The organism is Actinokineospora xionganensis (genome assembly GCF_014323725.1).
Lineage (GTDB): Bacteria > Actinomycetota > Actinomycetes > Mycobacteriales > Pseudonocardiaceae > Actinokineospora > Actinokineospora xionganensis.
Map to the genome: position 1 here is coordinate 181,489 of NZ_JABVED010000005.1, position 22,457 is coordinate 203,945.

The window sequence follows — 22,457 nt, forward strand, 5'->3', positions numbered from 1 at the left end:
ACACCACGGTCGATCATGACCGAGGTCCCGCAGCCACCATAGGGGCGCGCACCGACAAAATCGTGCAGTATGGGAGCGCCTGAGACCCATTGTTCCAGTCAGAGCCGACGGTTCTCCAATACTGGGATCGCCGCCCGCGTGGTGTCCACGAGTTCGGTGTCGATGTCGACGACCAGCACGTCCGGCTTGCCCTCCAGCGACGCGACGACGCGCCCGCGCGGGTCGGCGACGAGGCTGTGTCCGATCCCCAGCGGGGCCGTGCCGGTGACCGGGCCCGGGTCGGCCTGCCCGCAGGCGAGCACCCAGGACGTGCAGTCGAGTGCTCGTGCGCGCACGAGCAACTCCCACTGGTCGAGTTTGCCCTCGCCCGCCCCCCAGGAAGCACCGAGCAGGACCGCCTTGGCGCCGCGGTCGGCCAGTGCGCGGAACAGTTCGGGGAAGCGGACGTCGTAGCAGGTGGCGACGCCGAGGGTGATGCCGTCGACCTCGATCGTCACCGGGGCGTCGCCCGGCGCGACCGTGCGCGACTCGGCGAAGCCGAAGGCGTCGAACAGGTGGATCTTGTCGTAGCCGAGGTGCTGCCCGCGCCCGGTGACCAGCAGCGTGTTGCGCACCCGCCCGTCCGGGTCCGGGGTGAACATCCCCGCCACGACCACCACGCCGTGCTCGCCGGCGATCGCCCGGACCGCCGTGGGCCACGGCCCGTCGAGCGGCTGCGCCACGGGCCCGAGGGGGACGCCGAAGCGCGACATCGTCGCCTCCGGGAACAGCACCACCGACGCGCCGTCGGCCTGGCGCACGCCTTCGCGGACCAGAGCGAGGTTGGCCTCCGGGTCGGCTGTGGCGGAGATCTGGCAGAGGGCAACTCGCACAGTCGCTCCTTACGATTCGATCGACCACTACGCTGAGATCGTGCCGGTTCTGCGCGCGGTAGCCGCTGTCGTCCTGATGATTTCCCTGGCCGCCTGCACGGCCGAACCTACCCCGCCCGCCTCCGGTGATCCCGACGGTCGTTCGATGGTGATCGCCGCGGCCGTCGCGCCCGAGTCTCTGGACCCGGCGGGCGGGTATGCCCCGCTCGGCGCGGCGAAGATCTACGACGGACTCGTCGAGTACCAGCCCGGCGGCACGCTGCGTCCGGCGCTGGCCGCCGGTATGCCCGTTCCCGCCGCCGACGGCCGGTCCTGGACCGTCGCCCTGCGCGCCGACGTGAAGTTCCACGACGGCAGTGCGTTCGACCCCGACGATGTCGTGGCCACCTACCGGCGCGTCCTCGACGGTCCGCTGCGCTCGAAGTTCTGGATGCTCTCCGACGTCCGGGCGATCGACGGGGGAACCGTGCGCTTCGAGCTGTCCCAGCCGTACCCGGCGTTCGCCTGCCTGCTCGTGCTGGGCGTCAAACCGGCCGCGGAGGGGACCAACGGCACCGGCCCATACCAGGTCACCGCCTGGGAGCCCGGCCGCAAGCTCGTCCTCAAAGCCCACTCCGCCTACTACCTCGGCCCGCCGAAGCTCAGCGAGATCACCGTCGAGTTCGTCGCCGACGACGAGACCCGCGCCCAACTGCTGCGCGACGGCAAACTCGACGGCGCCGTGCTGCCCGCGAGCCTGGCGTCGGGTTTCGGCACCACCTCCGGTCTCAGCGTCGTGGACCACGCCGCGGGCGACGTCCGGCTGATCTCCCTGCCCGACGGTCCCGTCACCGGCGACCCGGCGGTGCGCCGCGCGCTGAATCTGGTGGTCGACCGCCGCAAACTCGTCGAGGAGGCACTGGCGGGCAAGGGCGCGGCGACGTCGCTGCCGCTGCCCGCCGCGCTCGCCGAGTTCGCCGAGCCGGGCGCGCGCTTCGACCTTGACATCCCCCGCGCGAAGCAACTGCTGGACGCGGCCGGGTGGTCGGCCGCGGCGGACGACGGTCCCCGCGCCAAGGCGGGTGTGCTCGCCGCCATCCCCGTCGGCTACCCCGCCGGTGATCTGACCGCGCGTGACCTCGTCGCAGGCTTTGCCCGCGCCGCCGCCATGATCGGCGTGCGGGTCACCGCCGAGCCGGTCGCGCGCGAGGCCCTCACCGGGGCCACCGCCGAACTGCGCGCCGTGGGGGACCCGTTCGACCCGAGCCGGGCCCTGTCGTGGCTGGGCGACACGACGGCGCGCGCCGTCACCGACCCGGCCCAGCGCGCGGTGGCCTACCGGGCGCTCACCCGCGCCTACCTCGCCGCGCCGACCGCCGTGGTGCTCGCGGAGACCGGGCACAGCTACGTGATTCGCCAGAACTGGACCGGATACCGGGCCGTCGTCGACGGCCCGGGCACAGACCACACGTGGGGGGCATGGTGGAACCTGCAGACCTGGGCACCTCGATGATCGACCTGAACCTGGACTTGGACGCAGCGCGTGCCCTCACACCTGGTGCGGCGAACGGTGTGTTCCTCGACAGCGCCGGAGCATCCCTGGTCCCGCGTCCGATCGTCGAGGAGGTGATCGCTCATCTTCGCCGCGAGGAGGAGGTCGGCGGCTACCGCGCGGGCGCCGAACGCGGCGACGACCTCGAAGCGGGCTACGGCGTCTTCGCCGACCTGCTCGGCTGCGAGCCCGACGAGATCGCCTTCACCGACAGCTCCACCCGCTCCTACCTCGCCGCGTTCGACGCGCTGCCGCTCGAACCGGGCGACCGGCTGCTCGCCACCGAGGCCGAATACGGCGGCAACGCGATCCCGCTGCTGCGTCGGGCCCAGCTCGCCGGGGCCACCGTCGAGCCGATCCCGTCCACGGCCGACGGCGAGGTCGATGTCGCCGCGCTGCGAGGGATGCTCGACGAGCGGGTCAAGTTCGTCTCGCTGGTGCACGTGCCGACCAACAACGGGCTGGTCAACCCGGTCGAAGCGGTCGTCGAGGCGGCGCACGAGGTGGGCGCGCTGGTGGCCCTTGACGCCTGCCAGTCGATCGGCCAGCTCCCGCTGTCGCTGCGCGGCATGGGCGTTGACATCATCAGCGGATCCGGTCGCAAGTGGCTGCGCGGCCCGCGCGGAAATGGGGTGCTCGCCGTGAGTCGGGCGGCCCGTGAGCGGCTGCGCCCCCGGCTGGTCGACCTGCACAGCGGGGAGTGGACGGGCGCCGCCGAATTCGAGCTGCGCGACGACGCCCGGGTCTTCGAGCTGTGGGAGTGCGGCGTCGCGGAGCGCCTCGGCTTCATCTCCGCCGCCCGCTACGCCCTCGACCTGGGCGTCGACGCCATCGCCGCCGAGGTCGCCGACCGGGCGGGCCGACTGCGTGCCGGGCTTGCCGAAATCCCCGGCGTCCAGCTTCGTGACCAGGGCAAACGCCAATGCGGCCTGGTCACTTTCACCGTCGAAGGGATGGCCGCGGCCGAGGTTCGAGACAAGCTGCGCGGTCAGGACATCACCGTCACGGTCAGCGGGCTGCCGTCCACCCGGTACGACATGACCCGGCGCGGTCTCAGCGAGATCGTCCGGGCCTCGCCGCACTACTTCATCTCCCCGGACCAGATCGATACAGCAGTCGAGGCGGTCGCCGCCCTGCGGTGACGGACGCGACGGTCACCCGGGGAGGGCGACGCCTTACTCTTGAGGGGTCCCAGCGCTGATGGAAGGACCCCATGCTCACCCGTACTGACCTGCGCTCCGCCGTCCCGTCGCCCGTCGAGCTGCGCCACGCGCTGCCCCGGGCCGAGGTCGACGTGGACGCGGTCATCCATCAGGTGCGGCCGATCGTCGACGGGGTCCGTGAGCGCGGGGTCGAGGCCGTCCTGGAGTTCACCGAGCGGTTCGACCGGGTCCGCCCCGAGTCGGTCCGGGTGCCCGCCGCCGAGCTGACACGCGCCTTGGACGAGCTGGACCCGGCGGTGCGTGCGGCCCTTGAGGAGTCGATCGCGCGCGCCCGCGTGGTCCACGCCGAGCAGCGCCGCACCGACGTGACCACCCAGGTCGTCCCCGGTGGCACGGTCACCGAGCGCTGGGTGCCGGTCGCCCGGGTCGGGCTCTACGCGCCCGGCGGGCTCGCGGTGTACCCGTCGAGTGTGGTCATGAACGTCGTCCCCGCGCAGGCCGCCGGGGTCGAGTCGCTGGTCGTCTGCTCGCCGCCGCAGGCGGAGTTCGGCGGCCGTCCGCACCCGACGATCCTGGCCGCCGCCGAACTGCTCGGCGTCGAGGAGGTCTGGGCCGTGGGCGGCGCGCAGGCTGTGGCGCTGCTGGCCTACGGCGGCGTCGACACCGACGGCGCCGAACTGGCCCCGGTCGACATGGTCACCGGGCCGGGCAACATCTACCTGACCGCGGCGAAGCGTCTGCTGCGCGGTCTCATCGGCATCGACTCCGAGGCCGGGCCGACCGAGATCGCCATCCTGGCCGACGCGACCGCCGACCCGGCGCACGTCGCCGCCGACCTCATCAGCCAGGCCGAGCACGACCCGCTCGCGGCGAGCGTGCTGGTCACCGACTCGGTCGAGCTGGCCGACGCCGTCGACGCCGAGCTGGAGATCCGGGCCAAGGCCACCAAGCACTCCGACCGGGTCACGACCGCGTTGCGCGGCAAGCAGTCCGGCTGCGTCCTGGTGTCCTCAGTGGACGACGGACTGCGGGTCGTCGACGCCTACGCGGCCGAGCACCTGGAGATCCAGACCGCCGACGCGCGTGCGGTCGCCGCCCGGGTCCGCAGCGCGGGCGCGATCTTCGTCGGCGCGTATGCCCCCGTCTCGCTCGGCGACTACTGCGCCGGGTCCAACCACGTGCTGCCCACCGGTGGCTGCGCGCGACACTCCTCGGGGCTGTCGGTGCAGACGTTCCTGCGCGGCATCCACGTCATCGACTACTCCGAGGACGCGCTGCGCGAGGTGGCCGGCCACGTCGTCGCGCTGGCCAACGCCGAGGACCTGCCCGCGCACGGCGAAGCCGTCACCGCGAGGTTCGAGTCGTGAGCGCCCCCGGATCACGGGCGGTCCTGGCCGACCTGCCCCTGCGCGACGACCTGCGCGGCCGCTCGCCTTATGGTGCGCCGCAGCTCGACGTCCCGTTCCCGTTGAACACCAACGAGAACCCGTACCCGCCGCCGCCCGAGCTGGTCGCCGACATCACCGCGGCCGTCCAGGAGATCGCGGGCACGCTGCACCGCTACCCGGATCGCGACGCCATCGCGCTGCGCGACGACCTGGCGCGCTACCTCGCCGAGTCGACCGGTGTGCCGCTGACGGTGGCGAACCTGTGGGCCGCCAACGGGTCCAACGAGATCCTGCAGCAGATCCTGCAGGCCTTCGGCGGCCCTGGGCGGGTCGCGCTCGGGTTCGAGCCGTCGTACTCGATGCACCCGATCATCGCCGGGGGCACCCGCACCGAGTGGGCGCCGACACCGCGCCGCACCGACTTCTCGCTCGACGTCGAAGAAGCGGTGAAGGTGCTGGCCGAACGGTCGCCGGACGTCGTCTTCGTGACCAGCCCGAACAACCCGACCGGCCAGTCGATCCCGCTCGACGACCTGCGTGCGTTGGTCGAGGCCGCGCCGGGCATCGTGGTGGTCGACGAGGCATACGCGGAGTTCTCCCCGCAGGAGAGCGCCGTCGCCCTCATCGACGAGTTCCCCACGCAGGTCATCGTCAGCCGCACCATGAGCAAGGCCTTCGCCTTCGCGGGTGGTCGGCTCGGCTACCTGGCCGCGGCCCCAGCCGTCGTCGACGCGCTTCTGTTGGTGCGCCTGCCATACCACCTCTCCGCGCTCACCCAGGCCGCCGCCCGCGCCGCCCTGCGCCACGCCGACCAGACCCTGGCCTCGGTGCACGCGCTGGCCGCCGAACGCGACCGGGTGGCCGCCGCACTGGCCGTGCTCGGCGCCGACGTGGTGCCCAGTGACGCCAATTTCGTACTCTTCGGACAGTTCGACGACGCGCCCGCCGCCTGGAAGTCCTATTTGGATGAAGGCGTGCTCATCCGGGATGTCGGCATCCCTGGGTTCCTCCGGGTGACCGTGGGTACTCCAGTGGAGAACGACGCTTTCCTGGCCGCCAGTAAGGAGATCATCAAGTGAACCGTGTCGGCCGCGTGGAGCGGATCACCAAGGAGTCGTCCGTCCTCGTCGAGGTCGATCTCGACGGTTCGGGCAAGGTCGAGGTGTCGACCGGGGTCCCGTTCTTCGACCACATGCTCACCGCCTTCGGCTCGCACGCCTCATTCGACCTGACCGTCCGCGCCACCGGCGACATCGAGATCGACGCCCACCACACGGTGGAGGACGTCTCCATCGTCCTGGGTCAGGCTCTGCGCGAGGCCTTGGGCGACAAGTCCGGCATCCGCCGCTTCGGCGACGCCTGGATCCCGATGGACGAGACCCTCGCGCACGCGGCGGTCGACGTCTCCGGGCGGCCGTACTGCGTGCACCTGGGCGAGCCCGACGTGATGACCGGTTTCGTCGTCGGCAACAACTATCCGACGGTCCTCAACCGCCACGTCTTCGAGTCGATCGCCTTCCACGCCCAGATCGCCCTGCACCTGCGCGTGATCCACGGCCGCGACCCCCACCACATCACAGAGGCCGAGTACAAGGCCTTCGCCCGAGCCCTGCGCGCGGCGACCGAATCGGACCCGAGGGTCGGCGGAGTGCCGTCGACCAAGGGCGTTCTCTGAGCAGTCGGGAGACTGAGTTGGTGTCGAAGGACCTCGTCGTCATCGGCCTGATCGCGTTGGCGGGAATCCTCATCGGAGGCGTCTACACGACGTGGAAGACAGCGAAGGGAATGGCGATTCTGCTGTCCCTCTTCGCCCTGATGGCAGGTGGCGGCGCCTTGGCCTGGCACCTCTCCTCATGAGACGGACGGCAGTCTGGGTCCGCGACGATCTCGAAGAGGTGAGGACCCGCCTGCTCGACCGGTCAGGCAGGCGGCGGTTGCTGGTGCCCACGCCCAATGGGACGTTCGTCGTCGGGCCGAACCCGGTGACCGAGCGCACGATCAAGGACACGCGCGCGGTGCTCAGCGGCGGGATCGGTCTGATGTGGACCGATACAGGGATCGTGGTCGAGCATGCGGATTACCTCGACGCGGACCCCGCACTGCCTGCTGTCGAACTGTTCCAGCGGGAGGGCCTGCCCGCCGAGGCCGAACTCATCCGCTGGCTCGACCAGGGCGGCGCCGACACCACGGTACCCACCCATCCGCGGCCGTGGTGGGAGAAGCTGTTCGGCGAGCGAGTCACCGACCGGCGCTGGTACCGGCGTTCCCGTGGTGCGTTCGAAGTGGGCATACGGGTGCTGACACTGCCCTTCACCGTAGCCGCGCTGGTGTACTTTGATCTCGAAGCCTTGCCGCTGCTTCTCCAATGGTGCCTTATCTTGATGGTGCCGGTGGCAGCCATCGACCTGGTGGCCGTGATTTCCGCCGCATCCAGGTGGCGTCAGCAGTTCCCGGTGCTTGATCCCCTGGGGCTGCGCTCGGAGGTTCAGGCTCCTCGGTAGCGGACCGGCATGTAGGCGAGTTCGTCCGGCCCGCCCCACCGGTACTCCTGGTGCTTGACCGGTGTCTCGCCGAAGTCGTAGGCGAGGTAGCTGCTGTAGTCCCGGCTGGTCCAGCGTTCGAAGAGCCGCACATGCTTCCCCGATGCCACCAGCGCGTCCCCCGTGCGCAGATCCTCACGCCGGATCGGGTCGGTGATGTCGCCGAGGTCGCGGCCGCCGCCAGGGCGGGGAGTGGCGTAGCTGACCGACAGGCCCCAGGTCATCGAAACGAAACCGGAGCAATCGGTCCGGTAGTACGGCTGGTGGCAGCCGCCCAGCATGCCGTCCCAGTCAGTGGGGGAGTACCCGCCGTCGACGGTGAAGCAGTGGTCCTGCGAGTACGTCGGCCCGGCCTGGAACCAGACTTCCGCCCGAGCCATCGCGCGGTCGCCGAACTGGGCAAGATCCCTGGCCTCGGCGAGCGCGCTGTCGCCAGTCGTGAACAGGGCCGCGATCAGGACTAATCGGGGCAGCGACATCAAATCCCGCCCTCGGTCGCCGCCTTCAGCCGAGGCGCGCCGGGACCGAGCTTCGCCAAGTCGTCGTCACTGTTGATCAGCCCGCACGACTTGAGGGACAGGCAGCCGCATCCGATGCAGGACGTCAGGTTGTCCCGCAGCCGCTGTAAAGCGTCGATGCGCGCCTCGATCTCGCCGCGCCAGGACTTGGACAGCCTGCTCCAGTCCACCTTCGTCGGCGTCCGCCGCTGCGGCAGCAGGTCAAGCGCGTCGTGGATCTCCTCCAGCGACAGCCCGACCCGCTGGGCGGTCCGGATGAACGCCAACCGCCGCAGGACCGCCCGCGCGTACCGCCGCTGGTTGCCCGCGGTGCGTTCGGAGGTGATCAATCCGCGCTCCTCGTAGAAGCGTAGGGCCGTGTGGGGAACACCGCTGCGATCGGCGACCTCGCCGATGGTCAACATCTCTGGAAGCTTGGACACCCCCGAGAGCCTACCCGTGACCTCCAGATAGGTCGAAGTACGGATACCCGCTGTTCAGGACGGCGTGAAGGGATCCAGCAGCCGCACACCCGTCGAGGCTACGTCCACCCCGTTGCGGGTCACGAGGGTCCATCCGTGGACCATGGCCGTCGCCACCAGGAGGCCGTCGACGACCGGCAATCGATGAGCATTGAGGTGGCCCCATTGGTCAGCCACCTCCGCCGTGACGGGCACGATCCGCTCGGCATGGACCGTGACCAACTGGGTCAGCCACTGCTCGAAGACCGTGGCCTGAGCGCGGTCTCGACGCACCAAACGTTCAATGCCCTGCCCGATCTCGCCGATCACGAGCACGCTCAGAAACAGGTCACTCGCGGGCGCGGCGTCGAACCATGCGGCTACACCTGAGTTCGGGGTTTTCTTGCCGATCTCCGACACGATATTCGTGTCGAGAAGAAACTCACTCATCCTCGCTCAGATCGATGGTTCGCGCAGGCGTACGGGATCGCGTGATCCCCAGTTCTTCGAGATCAGGGCCGGAGCGCAGGAGTTGCTTGAAATCTTCGTCGCCACCTCCGCGAAGCCTTCGGTACTCGCCGATGTCGATGACTACGGCGACTTCCGCGCCATGCCGTGTGACGAACTGCGGACCATCGGTCTCGACGGACCGGATCAGCTCGCTGAAGCGTTGCTTGGCTTCCTGTAACTGCCAGTGTCCGGACATGGCGACCACCTCGCTAGCTCTGTCTAGACAGAGCTAGATGATTCCTGCGGCCCTGTCACCCGGCTCCTCCAAGTACACGGCCGGAACGTGGTCGGTCAGCCAGACGCCATTGGCGCTGACGTAGAAGACGTGGCCGTCGGCCGCCATCCCGGCCGCGTCGATCACCAGGACCAGCGGCTTCCCTCGCCGCGCCCCGACCGCCACGGCGGTCTCGCGGGTGGCCGACAGGTGCACGTGATGCCGGTTCATCGGCCGCAACCCGTCCGCCTTGATCGACGGCAACGCCGCCGCGACAGTCCCGTGGTAGAGCACGTGTGGCGGCGTGGCGGGCAGCAGGCCCAGGTCGACGGGGACGCTGTGGCCCTGGTTGGCCCGGATCCGGGTGCCGGTCTCGTCGTAGGTGAAGCGCTGTTTGTTGTTCTCGGCCACGACGACGTCGAGGGTTTCGCGGTCGACGCGCAGGGCGGCGAGGACCGCGGACACGTCGGTCCAGCCGGCGGCGTCGAGCGTGAGGCCGAGGTGGTCGGGGTCGTGGCGCAGCGCCTTCGATAGGCGCTTGGAAAGTCTGATGTCCATAACGAGTGCAGTGGATCACAGCGCCCACCCGGATCGCCACGAAGTTCTTGACCTCCAGCGAACTCGAAGTTGCACGGTAGAGCCATGACATCCGACACGACGCACCTGGCGCCGCTGTTCGCCAGGATGACCGGCGACGAGAAGCACGAGTGGGCCGCGGCGTCGACGCTCGACGTGCTGTGGGTCCTCTATGACCGGGTGCTCGACGTGGCCCCCGACCGCGTCGACGACCCCGACCGGGACCGCTTCCTGCTGTCCAAAGGCCACGGCCCCATGGCCTTCTACGCCGTCCTCGCGGACAAGGGCTTCATCGATCCGTCCATCTTGGACACCTGGACCGACTTCGGCTCGATCCTGGGCCAGCACCCCGACCGCACGCTCGTCCCCGGTGTCGAGATCGGCTCCGGCTCGCTGGGCCACGGCCTGCCGATCGCGGTCGGACAGGCGTTCGGACTACGGGCGCGCAACCGTGCGGCGCGGGTGTTCGTGCTCATCGGCGACGGGGAACTCGACGAGGGCAGCAACCACGAGGCCATCGCCGTCGCGGGCCGCCACGGCCTGGACCGCCTGACCACCATCGTGATCGACAACCACAGCGCCAACCACGGCTGGCCGGGCGGCATCGCCGAGCGCTTCGCGGTGGAGAACTGGGCGACCGCGACGGTCGACGGCCGCGACCACGACGCCCTGCACGCCGCTCTCACCGCCGACCACCCCGGCAGGCCGCTCGTCGTGGTCGCCGACGTCCAGAAGGGCTGACCCATGACCACCGTCGACCAGCACACCATGCGCGAGGCGTTCGCCGTGCACCTGAACGACGCGCTCGACCAGGACCCGCGCGTCGCCCTCGTGCTCGCCGCCATTTCCCGCGACCTGTTCGACCGCGCCCTGCGCGACTACCCGGACCGCGTGGTCAACGTCGGGATTCGCGAGCAAGCCATGGTCGGGGTCGCAGGCGGCCTCGCGCTGACCGGCTTCCGGCCGGTCGTGCACACCTACGGCCCCTTCCTCGTCGAGCGCCCGTACGAGCAGATCAAGCTCGACCTCGGCCACCAAGACGTCGGCGCCGTGCTCGTCAGCGTCGGGGCTTCCTACGACAACCCCGCCATGGGCCGCACCCACCAGGCGCCCGCCGATGTCGCGCTGTTCGACACGCTGCCCGGCTGGACCGTGCACGTTCCCGGCCACCCCGACGAGGTCGGCCCGCTGCTCGCGGGCGCCATCGCGGGCGAGGGCCGGGTCTACCTCCGCCTGTCCACCCGTTCCAACGCCCGCCCGCGGCCGGTGACCGGTGAGTTCGTCCCGGTGCGGCACGGCAGCCTCGGCACCGTCCTCGCCGTCGGCCCGACCCTCGACAACGTGCTCGCCGCCACCGAGGGCGTCGACGTATCGGTGCTCTACACCCCGACGATCCGGCCGTTCGACAGCGCGGGCCTGCGCGCCGCGGTCGACTCGACCGCGCCGAACGTGCTCGTCGTGGAGCCGTATCTCCAGGGGACTTCGGCCGCCCAGGTCGCCGAGGCGCTCGCCGACGTGCCGCACCGGCAGCGGTCGATCGGCGTGCGGCGCGACCTTGAGGTACACGCCTACGGGACGCCTGGGCAGCACGACGAGATCCACGGCCTGGACGCGGCCGGGATCGCGAAGACCCTGCGGGAGTTCCTGGCCTGGTGAGGTCTCAGACGTGCGCGGCCCGTGTGGTGGCGGGCGCGCGGCGGGGTCGGGGCACCTCGACGACCCGGGGGGCCGGTCGCGGCATGATCAGCGCCGCGGCGACGCCGATCCAGACGACGGCGAGCACGGCGGGCCACGCCACCGACTCCGACATCGCCAGGTAGGCGTCCACGACCGCGGCCACGAACAAGATGACAGCCAAACCCCAGCGCACCAACCGGGTCTTGGTGGTCATGCCGGCCTCCTTGTGCTTCGGCTCCGACCTGGCCGTGACCAGCTAATTACCCACTTTCGAGTGAATTCACACCCGAGTTTGGTCACGGTTAGGTCACGTCGATCCAGCGACTAGGCTGAACGACGTGGCACGAGTCGTCGTACTTGATTACGGATCCGGAAACCTTCGCTCCGCTGAGCGAGCCCTGCGCCGCGTCGGCGCCGAGGTCGAGGTGACCGGTGACTTCCAGGCCGCCGTCGAGTGCGACGCGCTGGTCGTCCCCGGTGTCGGCGCCTACGCCGCCTGCATGGAGGGCCTGCGCGCCATCCGCGGCGACCGGATCATCGGCCGCAGGCTCGCGGGCGGACGTCCGGTGCTGGGCATCTGCGTCGGCATGCAGATCCTCTTCGAGCGCGGCATCGAGCACGGGGTGGAGACCGAGGGCTGCGCCGAGTGGCCCGGCGTCGTCGATCGCCTCGACGCCCCGATCGTGCCGCACATGGGCTGGAACACCGTGCGCGCGCCGGAGAAGTCGGTCCTGTTCGGCGGGATGGACCCGGGCACCCGGTTCTACTTCGTGCACTCCTACGCGGCGCGCACCTGGGACCTGCGCCCCGAGCCGCCGATGATCCCGCCGCTGGTCACCTGGGCGAACCACGGCGGCGACTTCGTGGCGGCGGCCGAGAACGGGCCGCTCTCGGCCACCCAGTTCCACCCCGAGAAGTCCGGCGACGCGGGCGCGCAGCTGCTCGAGAACTGGCTCAAGGACGTCACCGGATGACCGCCCCGCGCAAGCGGCGCACCACGCCCGCCAGCAGGCGTCGGTCGACTACGGCGCGCAGGCGCAGGCGGTCGACCGCGACGACGCTCGGCGGAGCGGTCGGCGCGGCCCTCGCGGGGGTGCTGACCGCGCTGGTCGGCACCCTGCCGCTGTGGGTGTGGGCACTGCTCCTGGTGGTCGGCCTCGGCGTGGGCTACCTCATGCACCGCCGCGCGCACCCGGCCACATAGGCTGCTCCGGTGAGCTTCTACTTGCTACCCGCCGTCGACGTGGCCTACGGCCAGGCCGTCCGACTCGTCCAGGGTGCCGCGGGCACCGAGACCGACTACGGCTCGCCGCTGGACGCCGCCCTCGCGTGGCAGACCGACGGCGCCGAGTGGGTCCATCTGGTCGACCTCGACGCCGCGTTCGGCCGAGGCAGCAACCGCGACCTCATCGCCGAGGTCGTCGGCACCCTCGACGTGAAGGTAGAGCTGTCGGGCGGCATCCGCGACGACGCGTCCCTGGCCGCCGCCCTGGCGACCGGCTGCGCCCGGGTCAACCTGGGCACCGCGGCGCTGGAAGACCCCACCTGGTGCGCCAAGGCCATCGCCGAGCACGGCGAGAAGGTCGCGGTCGGCCTGGACGTGCGCATCACCGACGGCGTCCACCGGGTCGCGGCCCGGGGCTGGACCACCGACGGCGGCGAGCTGTGGGACGTCCTGGAGCGCCTGGACAAGGACGGCTGCTCGCGTTACGTGGTGACCGACGTGAGCAAGGACGGCACCCTCGAAGGCCCGAACCTGAAGCTGCTCAGCGACGTCTGCGCCCGCACCGACGCCCCGGTGATCGCCTCCGGTGGCGTGTCCAGTGTGGACGACCTGATCGCGCTGGCCGCCCTGGCGGAGATCGGCGTCGAAGGGGCGATCGTCGGGAAAGCCTTGTACAACGGCAACTTCACGCTCCCGCAGGCGCTGTCAGCGCTGCGCTGACGAGATGACTCCGGCCGAGGCCCGCGAAGCGCTGCTGTTCCACTCGGCACTTCACCCGGACATCGACGATCCACGGTGGGAGAACGGGTTCCTGGGATCCCTGCGGCCGTTCAAAGGGCTCCGTGAGGAGAACTTCCACGAAGTGATGGCCGCGCTGCGCGTGCTCGCCGAGCCCTTGCAGGCCGATCAGGTGCCGCGTGAGGTCGTGTCGAGCCTCGTCAACATCTGCCATCTCGGCCGCGCCTGGGGTCTTGAGCCCGGTGGGATGCTTCGGAGGAACGGCCTGATCGGTGACGCGGACATCGAACGGCTCGACGACTGGATCTGCACGATCTCCTACGCGTTCTTCTGCGTTCTCGACGGCGATGTCGACGAGGCGTTCCACGAGTACGACCGGCGCTGACGCCTCAGTCGGTGGCGCCCACGGTGATCTCGACGCCGATGGTGCCCTCGGAGCCGCGGCGCAGCCTGCTGCCGAGCATGGTGATCCGGCCGACCAGCCCGTACTTGCTCTGGATCAGCGAGCGGGCCCGCTCGGAGCCGTCGGCGTCGAGGATGCGGGCTTTGCCCTCGACGGTGTCGCCGAGTGGTTTGCCGCCGAAGTCGCACTCGGCGAGTTGGACGCGGCCGTTGTTGCGGATGCGCTTGACCTTGCCCGAGTCGGCGACGGTCCAGAAGTAGAGGGCGTCGCCGTCGCGCGCGACCCAGACCGGGGTGGGCACGGCGGTGCCGTCGCGCTTGAAGGTGGTCACGAGGAGGTATTTGCCGTCGCCGAGTCGGGTCAGTCCGTCCGATGCCATGGGAGGACAGTACTCGGATTCGCGTGCTGACAACCCCGTTCGGCGGCGGGGGTGGATGGCGCACGACCTTTCTCGGGGGCCATTCGTCGGCGTAAGTTACCGGCAAGTTCATCCGAACAGTGGGTGTGACACTTCTTATCAAGGTGTACCACTTGTAGGCGTGACTCCCACCACGTCGTTCGACCGTCGCGCCTTCCTCCGCACCTCCGCGGTGGCCGGTGGCGCCCTGCTCGTCCCGGCCGCGTTGGCTACCTCCGCCGGCGCGGCGGCCGTGCCGCAGTTCGCGCACGGCGTCGCTTCAGGTGATCCCTTACCCGACGGCGTGCTGCTGTGGACCCGCGTCACGCCCACACCCGACGCCACGCCCGGCTCCGGCGCGGGCCCGGAGGTCGAGCTCCGCTGGGACGTCGCCACCGACCCGGCGTTCACCGACGTCGTCCAGTCGGGGGCCGCCGCCACCGGACCCGCGCGCGACCACACCGTCAAAGTCGAGGCCGGGGGACTGGCCTCGGCGACCGTCTACTACTACCGGTTCACCCTCGACGGCGTCGCCTCGGCCACCGGCCGCACCCGCACGGCCCCGGCCGTGGACGCCGACGTGCGCAAGCTGCGCCTCGGCCAGGTGTCCTGCTCGAACTGGCAGGCCGGCTACTTCTCCGCCTACCGCCACCTCGCGGCGCGCTCCGACCTTGACGGTGTCCTGCACGTCGGCGACTACCTCTACGAGTATCAAGTGGGCGGTTTCGGGGCCGGTGGCGTGACCGTCCGCCCGCACGAGCCCAGCCACGAGATGCTCTCCCTCGCCGACTACCGGCGCCGCCACGCCCAGTACAAGACCGATCCCGACCTTCAGGCACTGCACGCCGCCCAGCCGTGGTTCATCACCTGGGACGACCACGAGTACGCCAACGACACCTGGTCCGGCGGTGCCGACAACCACCAGCCGAACGAAGGTGACTGGAACACGCGCAAGGCCGCGGCGCGGCAGGCGTACTTCGAGTGGATGCCGGTGCGCCAGGGGCCCGACGGTCAGATCTACCGCCGGTTCCGCTGGGGGCGGCTGGCCGAGTTGTCCCTGCTCGATCTGCGCAGCTACCGCTCGCTGCAGACCACGCCGTCCTCCGGCGACCCGCACGACCCGGCCCGCACGATCACCGGCGACCCGCAGATGGCGTGGCTCAAGTCCGGACTGTCAGGCACCGACGCGACCTGGAAGCTCGTCGGAAACTCGGTGATGATCACGCCGATCGCGGTGGGCAACGTCGAGGCGCGGTTCCTCGAAGCTCTCGGCAGTCTGCTGGGCCTGCCGATCGGCGGCGTGGCGGCCAACGCCGACGCCTGGGACGGCTACACCGCCGACCGGCGGGAACTGTTGGGGCACCTCAAGGACAACCGGGTCAAGAACACCGTTTTCCTCACCGGCGACATCCACTCGTCGTGGGGCGCGGACGTGCCGATCGACCGCTCGAGTTACTGGTACAACGGCAACAGCGTGGCCACCGAGTTCGTCACGACCTCCGTGACCAGCGACAACATCGACGACATCCTCAAGATCCCCGCTCGGACCGGTTCCGTGGTCGCGGAAACCGCGCTGTACGCGGGGAACTGGCACCTCAAGTACATCGAGCTGGACTCGCACGGCTACTCGGTCGTCGACGTGAATCCGGAGCGCGTCCAGATGGACTGGTACTACGTCACCGACCGGCTCAGCCCGACCTCCGGCGCGAAGCACGCCAAGTCGCTGGCCACGCCGGTCGGCACGCAGCGGGTGAAGCCCGCGGGAGCTCCTGTCGTCCAGGCCATGCCCTAGTGGCTTATGGGGTGCGGCGGCGCAGGGTCGCCGCACCCAGGACCACGGCGAGCACCACGCAGGCCCCGACGACCACCAGGTTCCGCAGCAGGGTCAGGTCGACCTCGGCGGACCTGGTGACGTGGGTGAGGGCGTCGACGGCGTAGGACAGCGGCATCACGTCGGACAGGGCGTTCAGCACCCAGCCCATGCTGTCGCGCGGCTGCAACAGCCCGCACAGCAGGAACTGCGGCAGGACGAACACCGGCATGAACTGGATCGCCTGGAATTCGCTCGTCGCGAACGCGCTGACCAGCAGCCCGAGCGCCATGCCCAGCAGCGCGTCGAGCACGGCGATGAACAGCAGTGTCCACACCGAACCGGCGACGTCGAGTCCCAGCCACAGCACCGAGACGCCGGTGGCGATGCCCACCTGGAACACCGCGATCCCGCCGAACGCGATGGCGTAGCCCAGGATCAGGTCGAGCTTGGCCATCGGCATCGTCATCAGCCGTTCGAGCGTGGCCGTCGTGCGCTCGCGCAGGGTGGTGACCGAGGCGATCAGGAACATGATCACGAACGGGAACACGCCGAGCAGTGCGGGCGCGATCCGGCTGAACACCAGCTCGTCGTTGAACACGAACCGCAGCAGGGTCATCAGCAGCGTGGGGACCAGCAGCAGCATGACGATGGTGCGCGGGTCATGTCGCAGCTGGGTCAGGATTCGCCGGGCCGTGGCCAGGGTGATGGTCGCGTTCACGCCGCCTCCCTCGATCGCACCAGGTGCAGGAACGCCTGCTCCAGGTCGTGTTTGCCGGTGTCGACGCGCAAGCCTTCCGGGGTGTCGTCGGCGAGGATGATGCCCTCGCGCATGAGCAGCAGCCGCTCGCAGCGGGCGGCCTCGTCCATCACGTGGCTCGACACCAGCAGCGTCGTGCCCGCCTTGGCGAGCCTGGCGAACAGGGCCCACAGTTCGTCGCGCAGGACCGGGTCCAGGCCGACCGTGGGCTCGTCGAGCACCAGCAGCTCCGGTTTGCCGAGCAGGGCGACCGCCAGGCCGGCCCGGCTGCTCTGGCCACCGGAGAGCTTGCCGACGAGCTGGTTCGCCTGGCCGTGGAGGTCGACGTCGGCGATCACCCGGTCCACATCGGACGCGGGCGCCCTGAGCACGGATGCGAAGTAGCGCAGGCACTCCGTCACTGTCAGGTCGGCGTAGACGGCCGGGTTCTGGGTCGCGTAGCCGACCCGGGCGCGCAGCTTCGGGTCACCCGCGGGCAGGCCGAGCACGGTCACCTCGCCACTCTCGACGATCTGCGCGCCGACGATCGCGCGCATCAAGGTCGTCTTGCCGCACCCGCTGGGCCCGAGCAGACCGGTGACCGATCCGCGTGGCACCTCGAACCCGACGTCGCGCAGCACTTCGAGACCGCCGCGGCGGACCCGTAAGCCGCGTACCAGCACCGCAGAATTAGTCATGTGTTTAATTCTGCGCCCGTGGAGTTCGCCCGTCAAGAGGTACGCACGGGACCGTTCGAGTCGTACGGTGATCACGCCCACGCACTATCGGAGGTCTGATGCCCGCCGCCCAAGCCATGTCCGCCCTGTTGCTGGCCATGTCCGCCGACCGTCCCAGGTTGCGCGTCGACGTGATGCCGGAACGGTTCCTTTCCACCGTGCGGGGCGGGATCGGGGCGTGGGAGGCGGCGGTGGCGTCCTTCGACGCCGGTGGTGAGGCCTCGGCGGCCCTGCCCGGGGTCGAGACGCTGTTTGAACCGGACACCGCGATCGCGCAAGCGGCGGCCGCCGCGGAGGACTCCGTGCGGTTCGGCGTCGGCAAGCCGATCGACAAACTGGTCGTCGGGCTGCTCAAGGTCCACGGCGAACTGGTCAAGGAGAACCGCAGGCCGGTCGCCATGGTCCGCAAGGCCGCCCAGATGGAACGCCGCGCGACCAGCCGCTGGCGCGGGGCGGAGGGCCGCATGGGCCTGCTCGTCGATCGGGACCTGCAACTCGAGGAAGCGCGGGTCGAGGTGCGCGTCCTGCTCGACGACGCCCGCGCTGTCGCGGACCTCATGCACCGCTGGCGCGCGCAACCGGTCGCATAGCTGACACCCTGGTGTCGATGACACCACACCGCGAGGCCGCCGACGGGCGGGTCGAGCAGGTCCGCGACGACGCCGCGGGCCGCTTCCGACTCGCGGGGGAGTTCTACGCCGCCCCGGGCCGCCGCGGTTTCGCGCGGGGCGAGCTGAGCTTCCTGCGCTGGGAGTTCGAGCGCGGTGTGCTGTCGTCGGTGCGGGGGAGCCCGTGGTGGCGGGCGGTCAACGAGCGCCTGCTGCGCGACAAGATCGAGGCCGACCTGGCGGGTGGCGGCGAGGTGTCCTCGCGCGCGGTCGAACTGTGGACCGAGTTCGTCCGCAGGCCGACGCCGGTCACCTGGTACCGGGCGCACAACGCCAGCATCGTCGCGGGCTACCTCGAACACGAGGAACTCGCCCACGACGAGACCCCGCTAGAACGCTTCATGATCAACGTGACTCTGGTCCGGGCCCTCTACGCGCACGCGCTGGTCGCCGAGCCCCGACTGGCCGCGGGCAGACTGGGCCGCGCGGCCAGGCACCTCGGCGACCCTCGCTATGGGACGGTCGGCCTGTTCCTCAGCCTGCGCCGGGTGTTCCCGCAGCACTACCCGGTGGCGGGCGGCTCCCTGACCCGCCTCGTCGCCGAGGAGGGCAGCCTCCCGCGCCTGCTCGACTTCGGCGTGATCATCCCGCGACTGGAACAGCTCTACGACTTCGCGGCGAAGTCGCTGGACGAACCGAGGATCACCGAGCTGATCACTGACGGGATCCCCTCGTACGGCAAGGCTCCCGTCGAGCGGTCCGCGTGGACGGTCGCCCGGCCCAGCCGGACGCTCCGGTTGGTCCGGCTGGCCACGAAACCGGTCGGACACAGCCGTTGACGTCCCCTTGATTGGCGAGAGCGGTGGTGGCGGGGTCACGGTCGCGTTGTCGCGCAACGGTCGCGGAGAACGGCGACGCCGTCGCCGTCGAGTTCCTCGCAGTAGTGGGCGCGGCCGGTGATGGCCATGATCAAGGCCAGGGTGGTGCCGGACACCAACGGTCCGGAGCCCGTGGTGAAGGGGCCGTCGGTGGCGACGAGTCGGAGGCCGCCGACGCGGCCTTTGCCGAGGACGACGAGGTCGGAACCCCGGTAGTACTCGGCCAGCCGCGTGAGTGTGGTGATCGGGTAGTCGCGTCGGAGACCCAGTGGCCGCCGGATGTCCTCGGCGTGCACCACCGCTTCGCCGAGCATCGCGACGACCGGAAGCGGTGGTTTGGTGGTGCTGGTGATCACCTGGCGAAACCGTGCGAGCGTGTCCGCGGGCGTCAGGCCCAAGTGCTGGGCCAGGCGCGTCGCGACCTGTTTGTCGAAGTCGAACCGGCAGCGGATCACCCCCGCCAGCCAGCGGGCGGGGGTGAGACTCGCCGCCGCGGTGAGGTGCGCGAGCACCTCGCGCACCGTGAGCCCGGTGCTCAGCGACGGCGTCGCCCACTGTAGGTCGGTCAGATCGGCGAGGTCGGCAGCCAGCGCGGCGCGCTCGGCGTGCGCCAGCGGCCAGATGCCGGTCGTGCGGTCTGTATTCCGTTCTGGTGTGGTCATTCGGCAGAGCTCCTGAATGGGGTGAGTCGGTCTCGGTCGTCCACAGGTGAGACCGCGCCGACGGCACGGAATCGTCGCTCACGCCAGAAGAGGTTTCGCCCGGTGGGAGTCGAGGCCGCCACACCGGCCCGATCAGCCGTCCAGGTAGTGCTGGATCACCGGCGCCACCACGGCCACAACCTCGTCGTCCGTCGCCGAGGCCATCGGCTCCACCCGGACGACGTACCGGACCATCGCCAGGCCCACCAGCTGTGCGGCCATCGCCGTCATCCGCAGGCGGGGGACACCCAGCGCGTCGGCGACCTTCGTCAGCACCGCGCGTTCCAGGAATTCGCGGAGCATCTTGGCGGCCTGTTCGTTGGTCGACACCGAACGCAGCAGGGCCAGAAAGGATTTGCCGGGCTCCGGCGCCGACCACAGGCCGAGCATCAGCCGCACGAGCCGTTCGCCCGCGTGGTCGCGGGGGCCGCTCAGCACGACCTCGGCCATCACCGTCGGGTTGACCGGCAGGCTCAGCGCCTCGACGAAGACCTGCTCCTTCGTGCCGAAGAAGTGGTGGATGAGCGCCGGGTTGACCTCGGCCTCCGCCGCGATCCCGCGGATGGTCGCGCCGCCGTAGCCGAGCGCGCCGAACTGGGTGCGCGCGGCGGACAGGATGTGCTCGCGTGTCTGGGTCTGTCCCGGTCTGCGGCCTGCCATCGCCTCCCCTTCATGGTCGTTCGCTGCCCAGTATCGTCGCCACGTAGGCTCGAAGGCATGTCTGTAGCGGTGCGCGTGATCCCTTGTCTCGATGTCGACGCGGGTCGGGTGGTGAAGGGGGTCAACTTCGCCGACCTGGTCGACGCGGGCGACCCGGTGGCGCTGGCCGCCGCCTACGACGCCGAAGGCGCCGACGAACTGACCTTCCTCGACGTCACCGCGTCCTCTTCGGACCGCGAGACCACCTTCGACGTCGTCCGCCGCACCGCGGAGCAGGTCTTCATCCCGCTCACCGTGGGCGGCGGCGTCCGCGAGGTCGGCGACGTCGACAAGCTCCTGCGCGCGGGCGCCGACAAGGTCAGCATCAACACCGCCGCCATCGCCCGTCCCGAGTTCCTCCGCGAGGCCTCCCACCGCTACGGCGCCCAGTGCATCGTGCTGTCGGTCGACGCCCGCCGCGTGCCCGAGGGGTCCGCGCCTACGCCGTCCGGCTTCGAGGTCACCACCCACGGCGGCAGGCGCGGCACCGGCATCGACGCCGTCGAGTGGGCCGCCCGCGGCCAGGAGTTGGGCGTCGGCGAGATCCTGCTCAACTCGATGGACGCCGACGGCACCAAGGCCGGCTTCGACCTCGACCTGATCGACCTCGTCCGCGCCGTCGTCGACGTGCCGCTGATCGCCAGCGGGGGAGCGGGCGCGCTGGAGCACTTCCCACCCGCCGTCGCCCACGGCGCCGACGCGGTCCTCGCCGCCAGCGTGTTCCACTTCGGACAGCTGCGCATCGGCGAGGTCAAGGACACCCTGCGGGCGGCCGGGGTCGAGGTGCGGTGAGACCGCTGGAAGTCCGGCTGTCGGCGGCGATCGTCCTCGCCGCCGCGGTGGTTTTCCTCGGGCACGCCCTGCTGCGCGAAGATCCTGGTGTGCTGCGGTTCCCGTTGGTGCTGGCGGTGATCGCGGCCGTCGCCCTCGCGGCGATGTGGACCCGGCTCCGAGCGGCCCGCCTGATCGCCGTCGTGGCGGTCGGGCTGCTCGCCTTGGCGCACACCGTGATCGCCCTCGGCGCGCTGCCGTGGTGGGTCCGGGTGTCGTCGGGCCTGCTGGCCGCGGCGCACGTGTACGTGGTGATCTTGTTGCTGACCGGCCCCGCGCGGGCCCATTTCACTGGAGTGCCGAATGACTGAGCTGGACCCGGAGATCGCCGGCCTCCTCAAGCGCAACGCCGAGGGCCTTGTGTGCGCCGTCGCCCAGCAGCGGGGCACCGGCGAGGTGCTCATGGTCGCCTGGATGAACGACGAGGCGCTCCACCTGACCCTGACCACCCGCCGGGCGACGTACTTCTCCCGCAGCCGCGGCAAGCTGTGGGTCAAGGGCGAGACCTCAGGCCACACCCAGCAGGTCCACGACGTCCGCCTGGACTGCGACGGCGACACGGTTCTGCTGACCGTCGACCAGGAAGGCGCCGCCTGCCACACCGGCGACCGCACTTGTTTTGACGCCCGGCAACTCCTGAAGCCGTAAGGTCAGTCGAGGGGGCCAGTCAGGTAGCGCTGGACGTTCGGACCGATCGCTCTAACCAGCGCCTCCACGTCGCTCTCGGCCAGCGGGTCGAACTTGGCGACGTAGCGCACCACGCCGAGGCCGATCATCTGCGAGGCCACCAGGTTGGCCCGCAGATCCGGCCGGTCGTCCGCCACCTTCCCCGCGAGTTGCGCGAACACGTTCTTGAGGAAGAACTCACGCAGCACGTCGGCCACCTGCTCATGCGCGGCGACGCTGCGGATCAGCGCGGCGAACACCCCGCCTCCCTGGGCGTCCCAGGTGGTGAGGAACGCGCGGACGATCCGGGTGCCCAGATCGTCGATCCCGCCTTCGAGCAGGTGGGCGATGATCTCCTTCGGGTTGAACGGGAGCTGCAGCACCGCCTCCCCGAACAGCGCCTCCTTGCCGCCGAACCAGTGGTTGACCATCGCGGCGTCCACCCCGGCGCGCGCCGCGATCGTCCGGACGGTGGCCCCGTCGTACCCCTGTTCGCTGAACACCTCGCGGGCGGCGGCGAGCAGTGCCGCGCGCGTGTCGGTGCCACCGGGTCGACGCCCGCGCTTCGGGGTCTGCTGAACTTCGTCCGCCATAGG

General features: G+C 70.4%; 32 protein-coding genes. 19 read left to right on the top strand and 13 right to left on the bottom strand.

Features of this window, described 5'->3' with window-relative positions:
* Positions 1-98 precede the first annotated feature (98 nt).
* A complete protein-coding gene (locus GPZ80_RS11225) occupies positions 99-872 on the bottom strand; it encodes a carbon-nitrogen hydrolase family protein (RefSeq protein ID WP_187220253.1) in 774 nt (257 codons plus the stop codon).
* A gap of 40 nt (positions 873-912) precedes the next feature.
* Between GPZ80_RS11225 and GPZ80_RS11230 the strand changes: the two genes are divergently transcribed.
* The 7 genes from GPZ80_RS11230 (at position 913) to GPZ80_RS11260 (ending at position 7,455) form a co-directional block, all read left to right on the top strand.
* Positions 913-2,364 carry an ABC transporter substrate-binding protein gene (locus tag GPZ80_RS11230; RefSeq protein ID WP_187220254.1) on the top strand — a complete coding sequence of 484 codons (1,452 nt, stop codon included), beginning with the start codon at positions 913-915 and terminating at the stop codon, positions 2,362-2,364.
* Positions 2,331-3,545, top strand: a complete 1,215-nt coding sequence (locus GPZ80_RS11235; RefSeq protein ID WP_187220255.1) for an aminotransferase class V-fold PLP-dependent enzyme — start codon at positions 2,331-2,333, stop codon at positions 3,543-3,545. The genes GPZ80_RS11230 and GPZ80_RS11235 overlap by 34 nt, the downstream gene beginning before the upstream one ends.
* A 71-nt stretch (positions 3,546-3,616) precedes the next feature.
* Positions 3,617-4,933 carry a histidinol dehydrogenase gene (gene hisD, locus GPZ80_RS11240; protein ID WP_187220256.1) on the top strand — a complete coding sequence of 439 codons (1,317 nt, stop codon included), beginning with the start codon at positions 3,617-3,619 and terminating at the stop codon, positions 4,931-4,933.
* Positions 4,930-6,033, top strand: coding sequence for a histidinol-phosphate transaminase (locus tag GPZ80_RS11245; protein ID WP_187220257.1), 1,104 nt, complete (start codon positions 4,930-4,932; stop codon positions 6,031-6,033). Before hisD ends, GPZ80_RS11245 begins: the two co-directional genes overlap by 4 nt.
* Complete coding sequence (gene hisB / locus GPZ80_RS11250) at positions 6,030-6,629, top strand: imidazoleglycerol-phosphate dehydratase HisB (RefSeq protein WP_187220258.1); 600 nt, start codon at positions 6,030-6,032, stop codon at positions 6,627-6,629. Before GPZ80_RS11245 ends, hisB begins: the two co-directional genes overlap by 4 nt.
* A gap of 20 nt (positions 6,630-6,649) precedes the next feature.
* Complete coding sequence (locus tag GPZ80_RS11255; protein ID WP_187220259.1) at positions 6,650-6,811, top strand: CG2302 family histidine operon protein; 162 nt, start codon at positions 6,650-6,652, stop codon at positions 6,809-6,811.
* A 38-nt stretch (positions 6,812-6,849) separates the two neighbouring features.
* A complete protein-coding gene (locus GPZ80_RS11260; protein ID WP_222719142.1) occupies positions 6,850-7,455 on the top strand; it encodes a hypothetical protein in 606 nt (201 codons plus the stop codon).
* Here GPZ80_RS11260 and GPZ80_RS11265 read toward each other — a convergent pair.
* From GPZ80_RS11265 to GPZ80_RS11285, 5 genes are all read right to left on the bottom strand, one after another.
* Positions 7,440-7,973: a hypothetical protein gene (locus GPZ80_RS11265; protein ID WP_187220261.1), complete on the bottom strand. Its 534-nt coding sequence runs from the start codon at positions 7,971-7,973 to the stop codon at positions 7,440-7,442. The genes GPZ80_RS11260 and GPZ80_RS11265 overlap by 16 nt on opposite strands.
* On the bottom strand, positions 7,973-8,416 hold the full coding sequence (gene soxR, locus GPZ80_RS11270; RefSeq protein ID WP_187220412.1) for a redox-sensitive transcriptional activator SoxR: 444 nt from the start codon (positions 8,414-8,416) through the stop codon (positions 7,973-7,975). The genes GPZ80_RS11265 and soxR overlap by 1 nt, the downstream gene beginning before the upstream one ends.
* A 72-nt stretch (positions 8,417-8,488) precedes the next feature.
* On the bottom strand, positions 8,489-8,902 hold the full coding sequence (locus GPZ80_RS11275) for a type II toxin-antitoxin system VapC family toxin (RefSeq protein WP_187220262.1): 414 nt from the start codon (positions 8,900-8,902) through the stop codon (positions 8,489-8,491).
* Positions 8,895-9,158, bottom strand: a complete 264-nt coding sequence (locus GPZ80_RS11280) for a type II toxin-antitoxin system Phd/YefM family antitoxin (protein WP_187220263.1) — start codon at positions 9,156-9,158, stop codon at positions 8,895-8,897. The genes GPZ80_RS11275 and GPZ80_RS11280 overlap by 8 nt, the downstream gene beginning before the upstream one ends.
* Positions 9,159-9,191: 33 nt before the next feature.
* A complete protein-coding gene (locus GPZ80_RS11285; RefSeq protein WP_187220264.1) occupies positions 9,192-9,734 on the bottom strand; it encodes an RNA 2'-phosphotransferase in 543 nt (180 codons plus the stop codon).
* Between the two features lie 84 nt (positions 9,735-9,818).
* Between GPZ80_RS11285 and GPZ80_RS11290 the strand changes: the two genes are divergently transcribed.
* Both GPZ80_RS11290 and GPZ80_RS11295 read left to right on the top strand, forming a co-directional pair.
* Positions 9,819-10,493 carry a thiamine pyrophosphate-binding protein gene (locus GPZ80_RS11290; protein ID WP_222719143.1) on the top strand — a complete coding sequence of 225 codons (675 nt, stop codon included), beginning with the start codon at positions 9,819-9,821 and terminating at the stop codon, positions 10,491-10,493.
* Between the two features lie 3 nt (positions 10,494-10,496).
* Positions 10,497-11,408, top strand: coding sequence for a transketolase family protein (locus tag GPZ80_RS11295; protein WP_187220265.1), 912 nt, complete (start codon positions 10,497-10,499; stop codon positions 11,406-11,408).
* A 4-nt stretch (positions 11,409-11,412) separates the two neighbouring features.
* Here GPZ80_RS11295 and GPZ80_RS11300 read toward each other — a convergent pair whose 3' ends face one another.
* A complete protein-coding gene (locus tag GPZ80_RS11300; protein ID WP_187220266.1) occupies positions 11,413-11,643 on the bottom strand; it encodes a hypothetical protein in 231 nt (76 codons plus the stop codon).
* Positions 11,644-11,767: 124 nt separating this feature from the next.
* Here GPZ80_RS11300 and hisH point away from each other — a divergent pair, with 124 nt between their 5' ends.
* Genes hisH through GPZ80_RS11320 form a run of 4 tightly spaced genes read left to right on the top strand, consistent with a single transcriptional unit; the run spans position 11,768 to position 13,777 of the window.
* The gene (hisH, locus tag GPZ80_RS11305) at positions 11,768-12,403 is read left to right on the top strand and encodes an imidazole glycerol phosphate synthase subunit HisH (RefSeq protein WP_187220267.1); all 636 of its coding nucleotides are present in this window, start codon (positions 11,768-11,770) and stop codon (positions 12,401-12,403) included.
* The gene (locus GPZ80_RS11310; protein ID WP_091374559.1) at positions 12,400-12,633 is read left to right on the top strand and encodes a hypothetical protein; all 234 of its coding nucleotides are present in this window, start codon (positions 12,400-12,402) and stop codon (positions 12,631-12,633) included. The genes hisH and GPZ80_RS11310 overlap by 4 nt, the downstream gene beginning before the upstream one ends.
* Positions 12,634-12,642: 9 nt before the next feature.
* On the top strand, positions 12,643-13,374 hold the full coding sequence (priA, locus tag GPZ80_RS11315) for a bifunctional 1-(5-phosphoribosyl)-5-((5-phosphoribosylamino)methylideneamino)imidazole-4-carboxamide isomerase/phosphoribosylanthranilate isomerase PriA (protein WP_187220268.1): 732 nt from the start codon (positions 12,643-12,645) through the stop codon (positions 13,372-13,374).
* Between the two features lie 4 nt (positions 13,375-13,378).
* Complete coding sequence (locus GPZ80_RS11320) at positions 13,379-13,777, top strand: hypothetical protein (RefSeq protein WP_187220269.1); 399 nt, start codon at positions 13,379-13,381, stop codon at positions 13,775-13,777.
* Positions 13,778-13,781: 4 nt separating this feature from the next.
* On the opposite strand, the gene GPZ80_RS11325 is transcribed toward GPZ80_RS11320, so the two are convergent.
* Positions 13,782-14,174, bottom strand: coding sequence for a PPOX class F420-dependent oxidoreductase (locus GPZ80_RS11325; RefSeq protein ID WP_187220270.1), 393 nt, complete (start codon positions 14,172-14,174; stop codon positions 13,782-13,784).
* Positions 14,175-14,334: 160 nt separating this feature from the next.
* Here GPZ80_RS11325 and GPZ80_RS11330 point away from each other — a divergent pair, with 160 nt between their 5' ends.
* Positions 14,335-15,984 (top strand): alkaline phosphatase D family protein, encoded by a 1,650-nt coding sequence (locus GPZ80_RS11330; protein WP_187220271.1) that lies wholly within the window; start codon positions 14,335-14,337, stop codon positions 15,982-15,984.
* A 4-nt stretch (positions 15,985-15,988) separates the two neighbouring features.
* Here the strand turns inward: GPZ80_RS11330 and GPZ80_RS11335 are convergent, their stop codons facing one another.
* Positions 15,989-16,723 (bottom strand): ABC transporter permease, encoded by a 735-nt coding sequence (locus GPZ80_RS11335; RefSeq protein WP_187220272.1) that lies wholly within the window; start codon positions 16,721-16,723, stop codon positions 15,989-15,991.
* Positions 16,720-17,439: an ABC transporter ATP-binding protein gene (locus GPZ80_RS11340; RefSeq protein ID WP_187220273.1), complete on the bottom strand. Its 720-nt coding sequence runs from the start codon at positions 17,437-17,439 to the stop codon at positions 16,720-16,722. Before GPZ80_RS11340 ends, GPZ80_RS11335 begins: the two co-directional genes overlap by 4 nt.
* 98 nt (positions 17,440-17,537) lie before the next feature.
* On the opposite strand from GPZ80_RS11340, the gene GPZ80_RS11345 reads away from it, so the two are divergent.
* Positions 17,538-18,068: a hypothetical protein gene (locus GPZ80_RS11345; RefSeq protein WP_187220274.1), complete on the top strand. Its 531-nt coding sequence runs from the start codon at positions 17,538-17,540 to the stop codon at positions 18,066-18,068.
* A gap of 17 nt (positions 18,069-18,085) precedes the next feature.
* Positions 18,086-18,925: a hypothetical protein gene (locus GPZ80_RS11350; RefSeq protein WP_187220275.1), complete on the top strand. Its 840-nt coding sequence runs from the start codon at positions 18,086-18,088 to the stop codon at positions 18,923-18,925.
* 35 nt (positions 18,926-18,960) lie between these two features.
* Here GPZ80_RS11350 and GPZ80_RS11355 read toward each other — a convergent pair whose 3' ends face one another.
* Together GPZ80_RS11355 and GPZ80_RS11360 are read right to left on the bottom strand one after the other, a co-directional pair.
* Positions 18,961-19,626 carry a maleylpyruvate isomerase family mycothiol-dependent enzyme gene (locus GPZ80_RS11355; protein WP_187220276.1) on the bottom strand — a complete coding sequence of 222 codons (666 nt, stop codon included), beginning with the start codon at positions 19,624-19,626 and terminating at the stop codon, positions 18,961-18,963.
* Positions 19,627-19,758: 132 nt separating this feature from the next.
* Positions 19,759-20,325: a TetR/AcrR family transcriptional regulator gene (locus GPZ80_RS11360; RefSeq protein WP_187220277.1), complete on the bottom strand. Its 567-nt coding sequence runs from the start codon at positions 20,323-20,325 to the stop codon at positions 19,759-19,761.
* Positions 20,326-20,382: 57 nt separating this feature from the next.
* Between GPZ80_RS11360 and hisF the strand changes: the two genes are divergently transcribed.
* Genes hisF through hisI form a run of 3 tightly spaced genes read left to right on the top strand, consistent with a single transcriptional unit; the run spans position 20,383 to position 21,843 of the window.
* The gene (hisF, locus tag GPZ80_RS11365; RefSeq protein WP_091374586.1) at positions 20,383-21,156 is read left to right on the top strand and encodes an imidazole glycerol phosphate synthase subunit HisF; all 774 of its coding nucleotides are present in this window, start codon (positions 20,383-20,385) and stop codon (positions 21,154-21,156) included.
* Complete coding sequence (locus GPZ80_RS11370; RefSeq protein ID WP_187220278.1) at positions 21,153-21,506, top strand: hypothetical protein; 354 nt, start codon at positions 21,153-21,155, stop codon at positions 21,504-21,506. The genes hisF and GPZ80_RS11370 overlap by 4 nt, the downstream gene beginning before the upstream one ends.
* Positions 21,499-21,843 carry a phosphoribosyl-AMP cyclohydrolase gene (hisI, locus tag GPZ80_RS11375; RefSeq protein ID WP_187220279.1) on the top strand — a complete coding sequence of 115 codons (345 nt, stop codon included), beginning with the start codon at positions 21,499-21,501 and terminating at the stop codon, positions 21,841-21,843. Before GPZ80_RS11370 ends, hisI begins: the two co-directional genes overlap by 8 nt.
* Positions 21,844-21,845: 2 nt before the next feature.
* Here the strand turns inward: hisI and GPZ80_RS11380 are convergent, their stop codons facing one another.
* A complete protein-coding gene (locus GPZ80_RS11380; RefSeq protein WP_187220280.1) occupies positions 21,846-22,454 on the bottom strand; it encodes a TetR/AcrR family transcriptional regulator in 609 nt (202 codons plus the stop codon).
* Positions 22,455-22,457 lie beyond the last annotated feature (3 nt).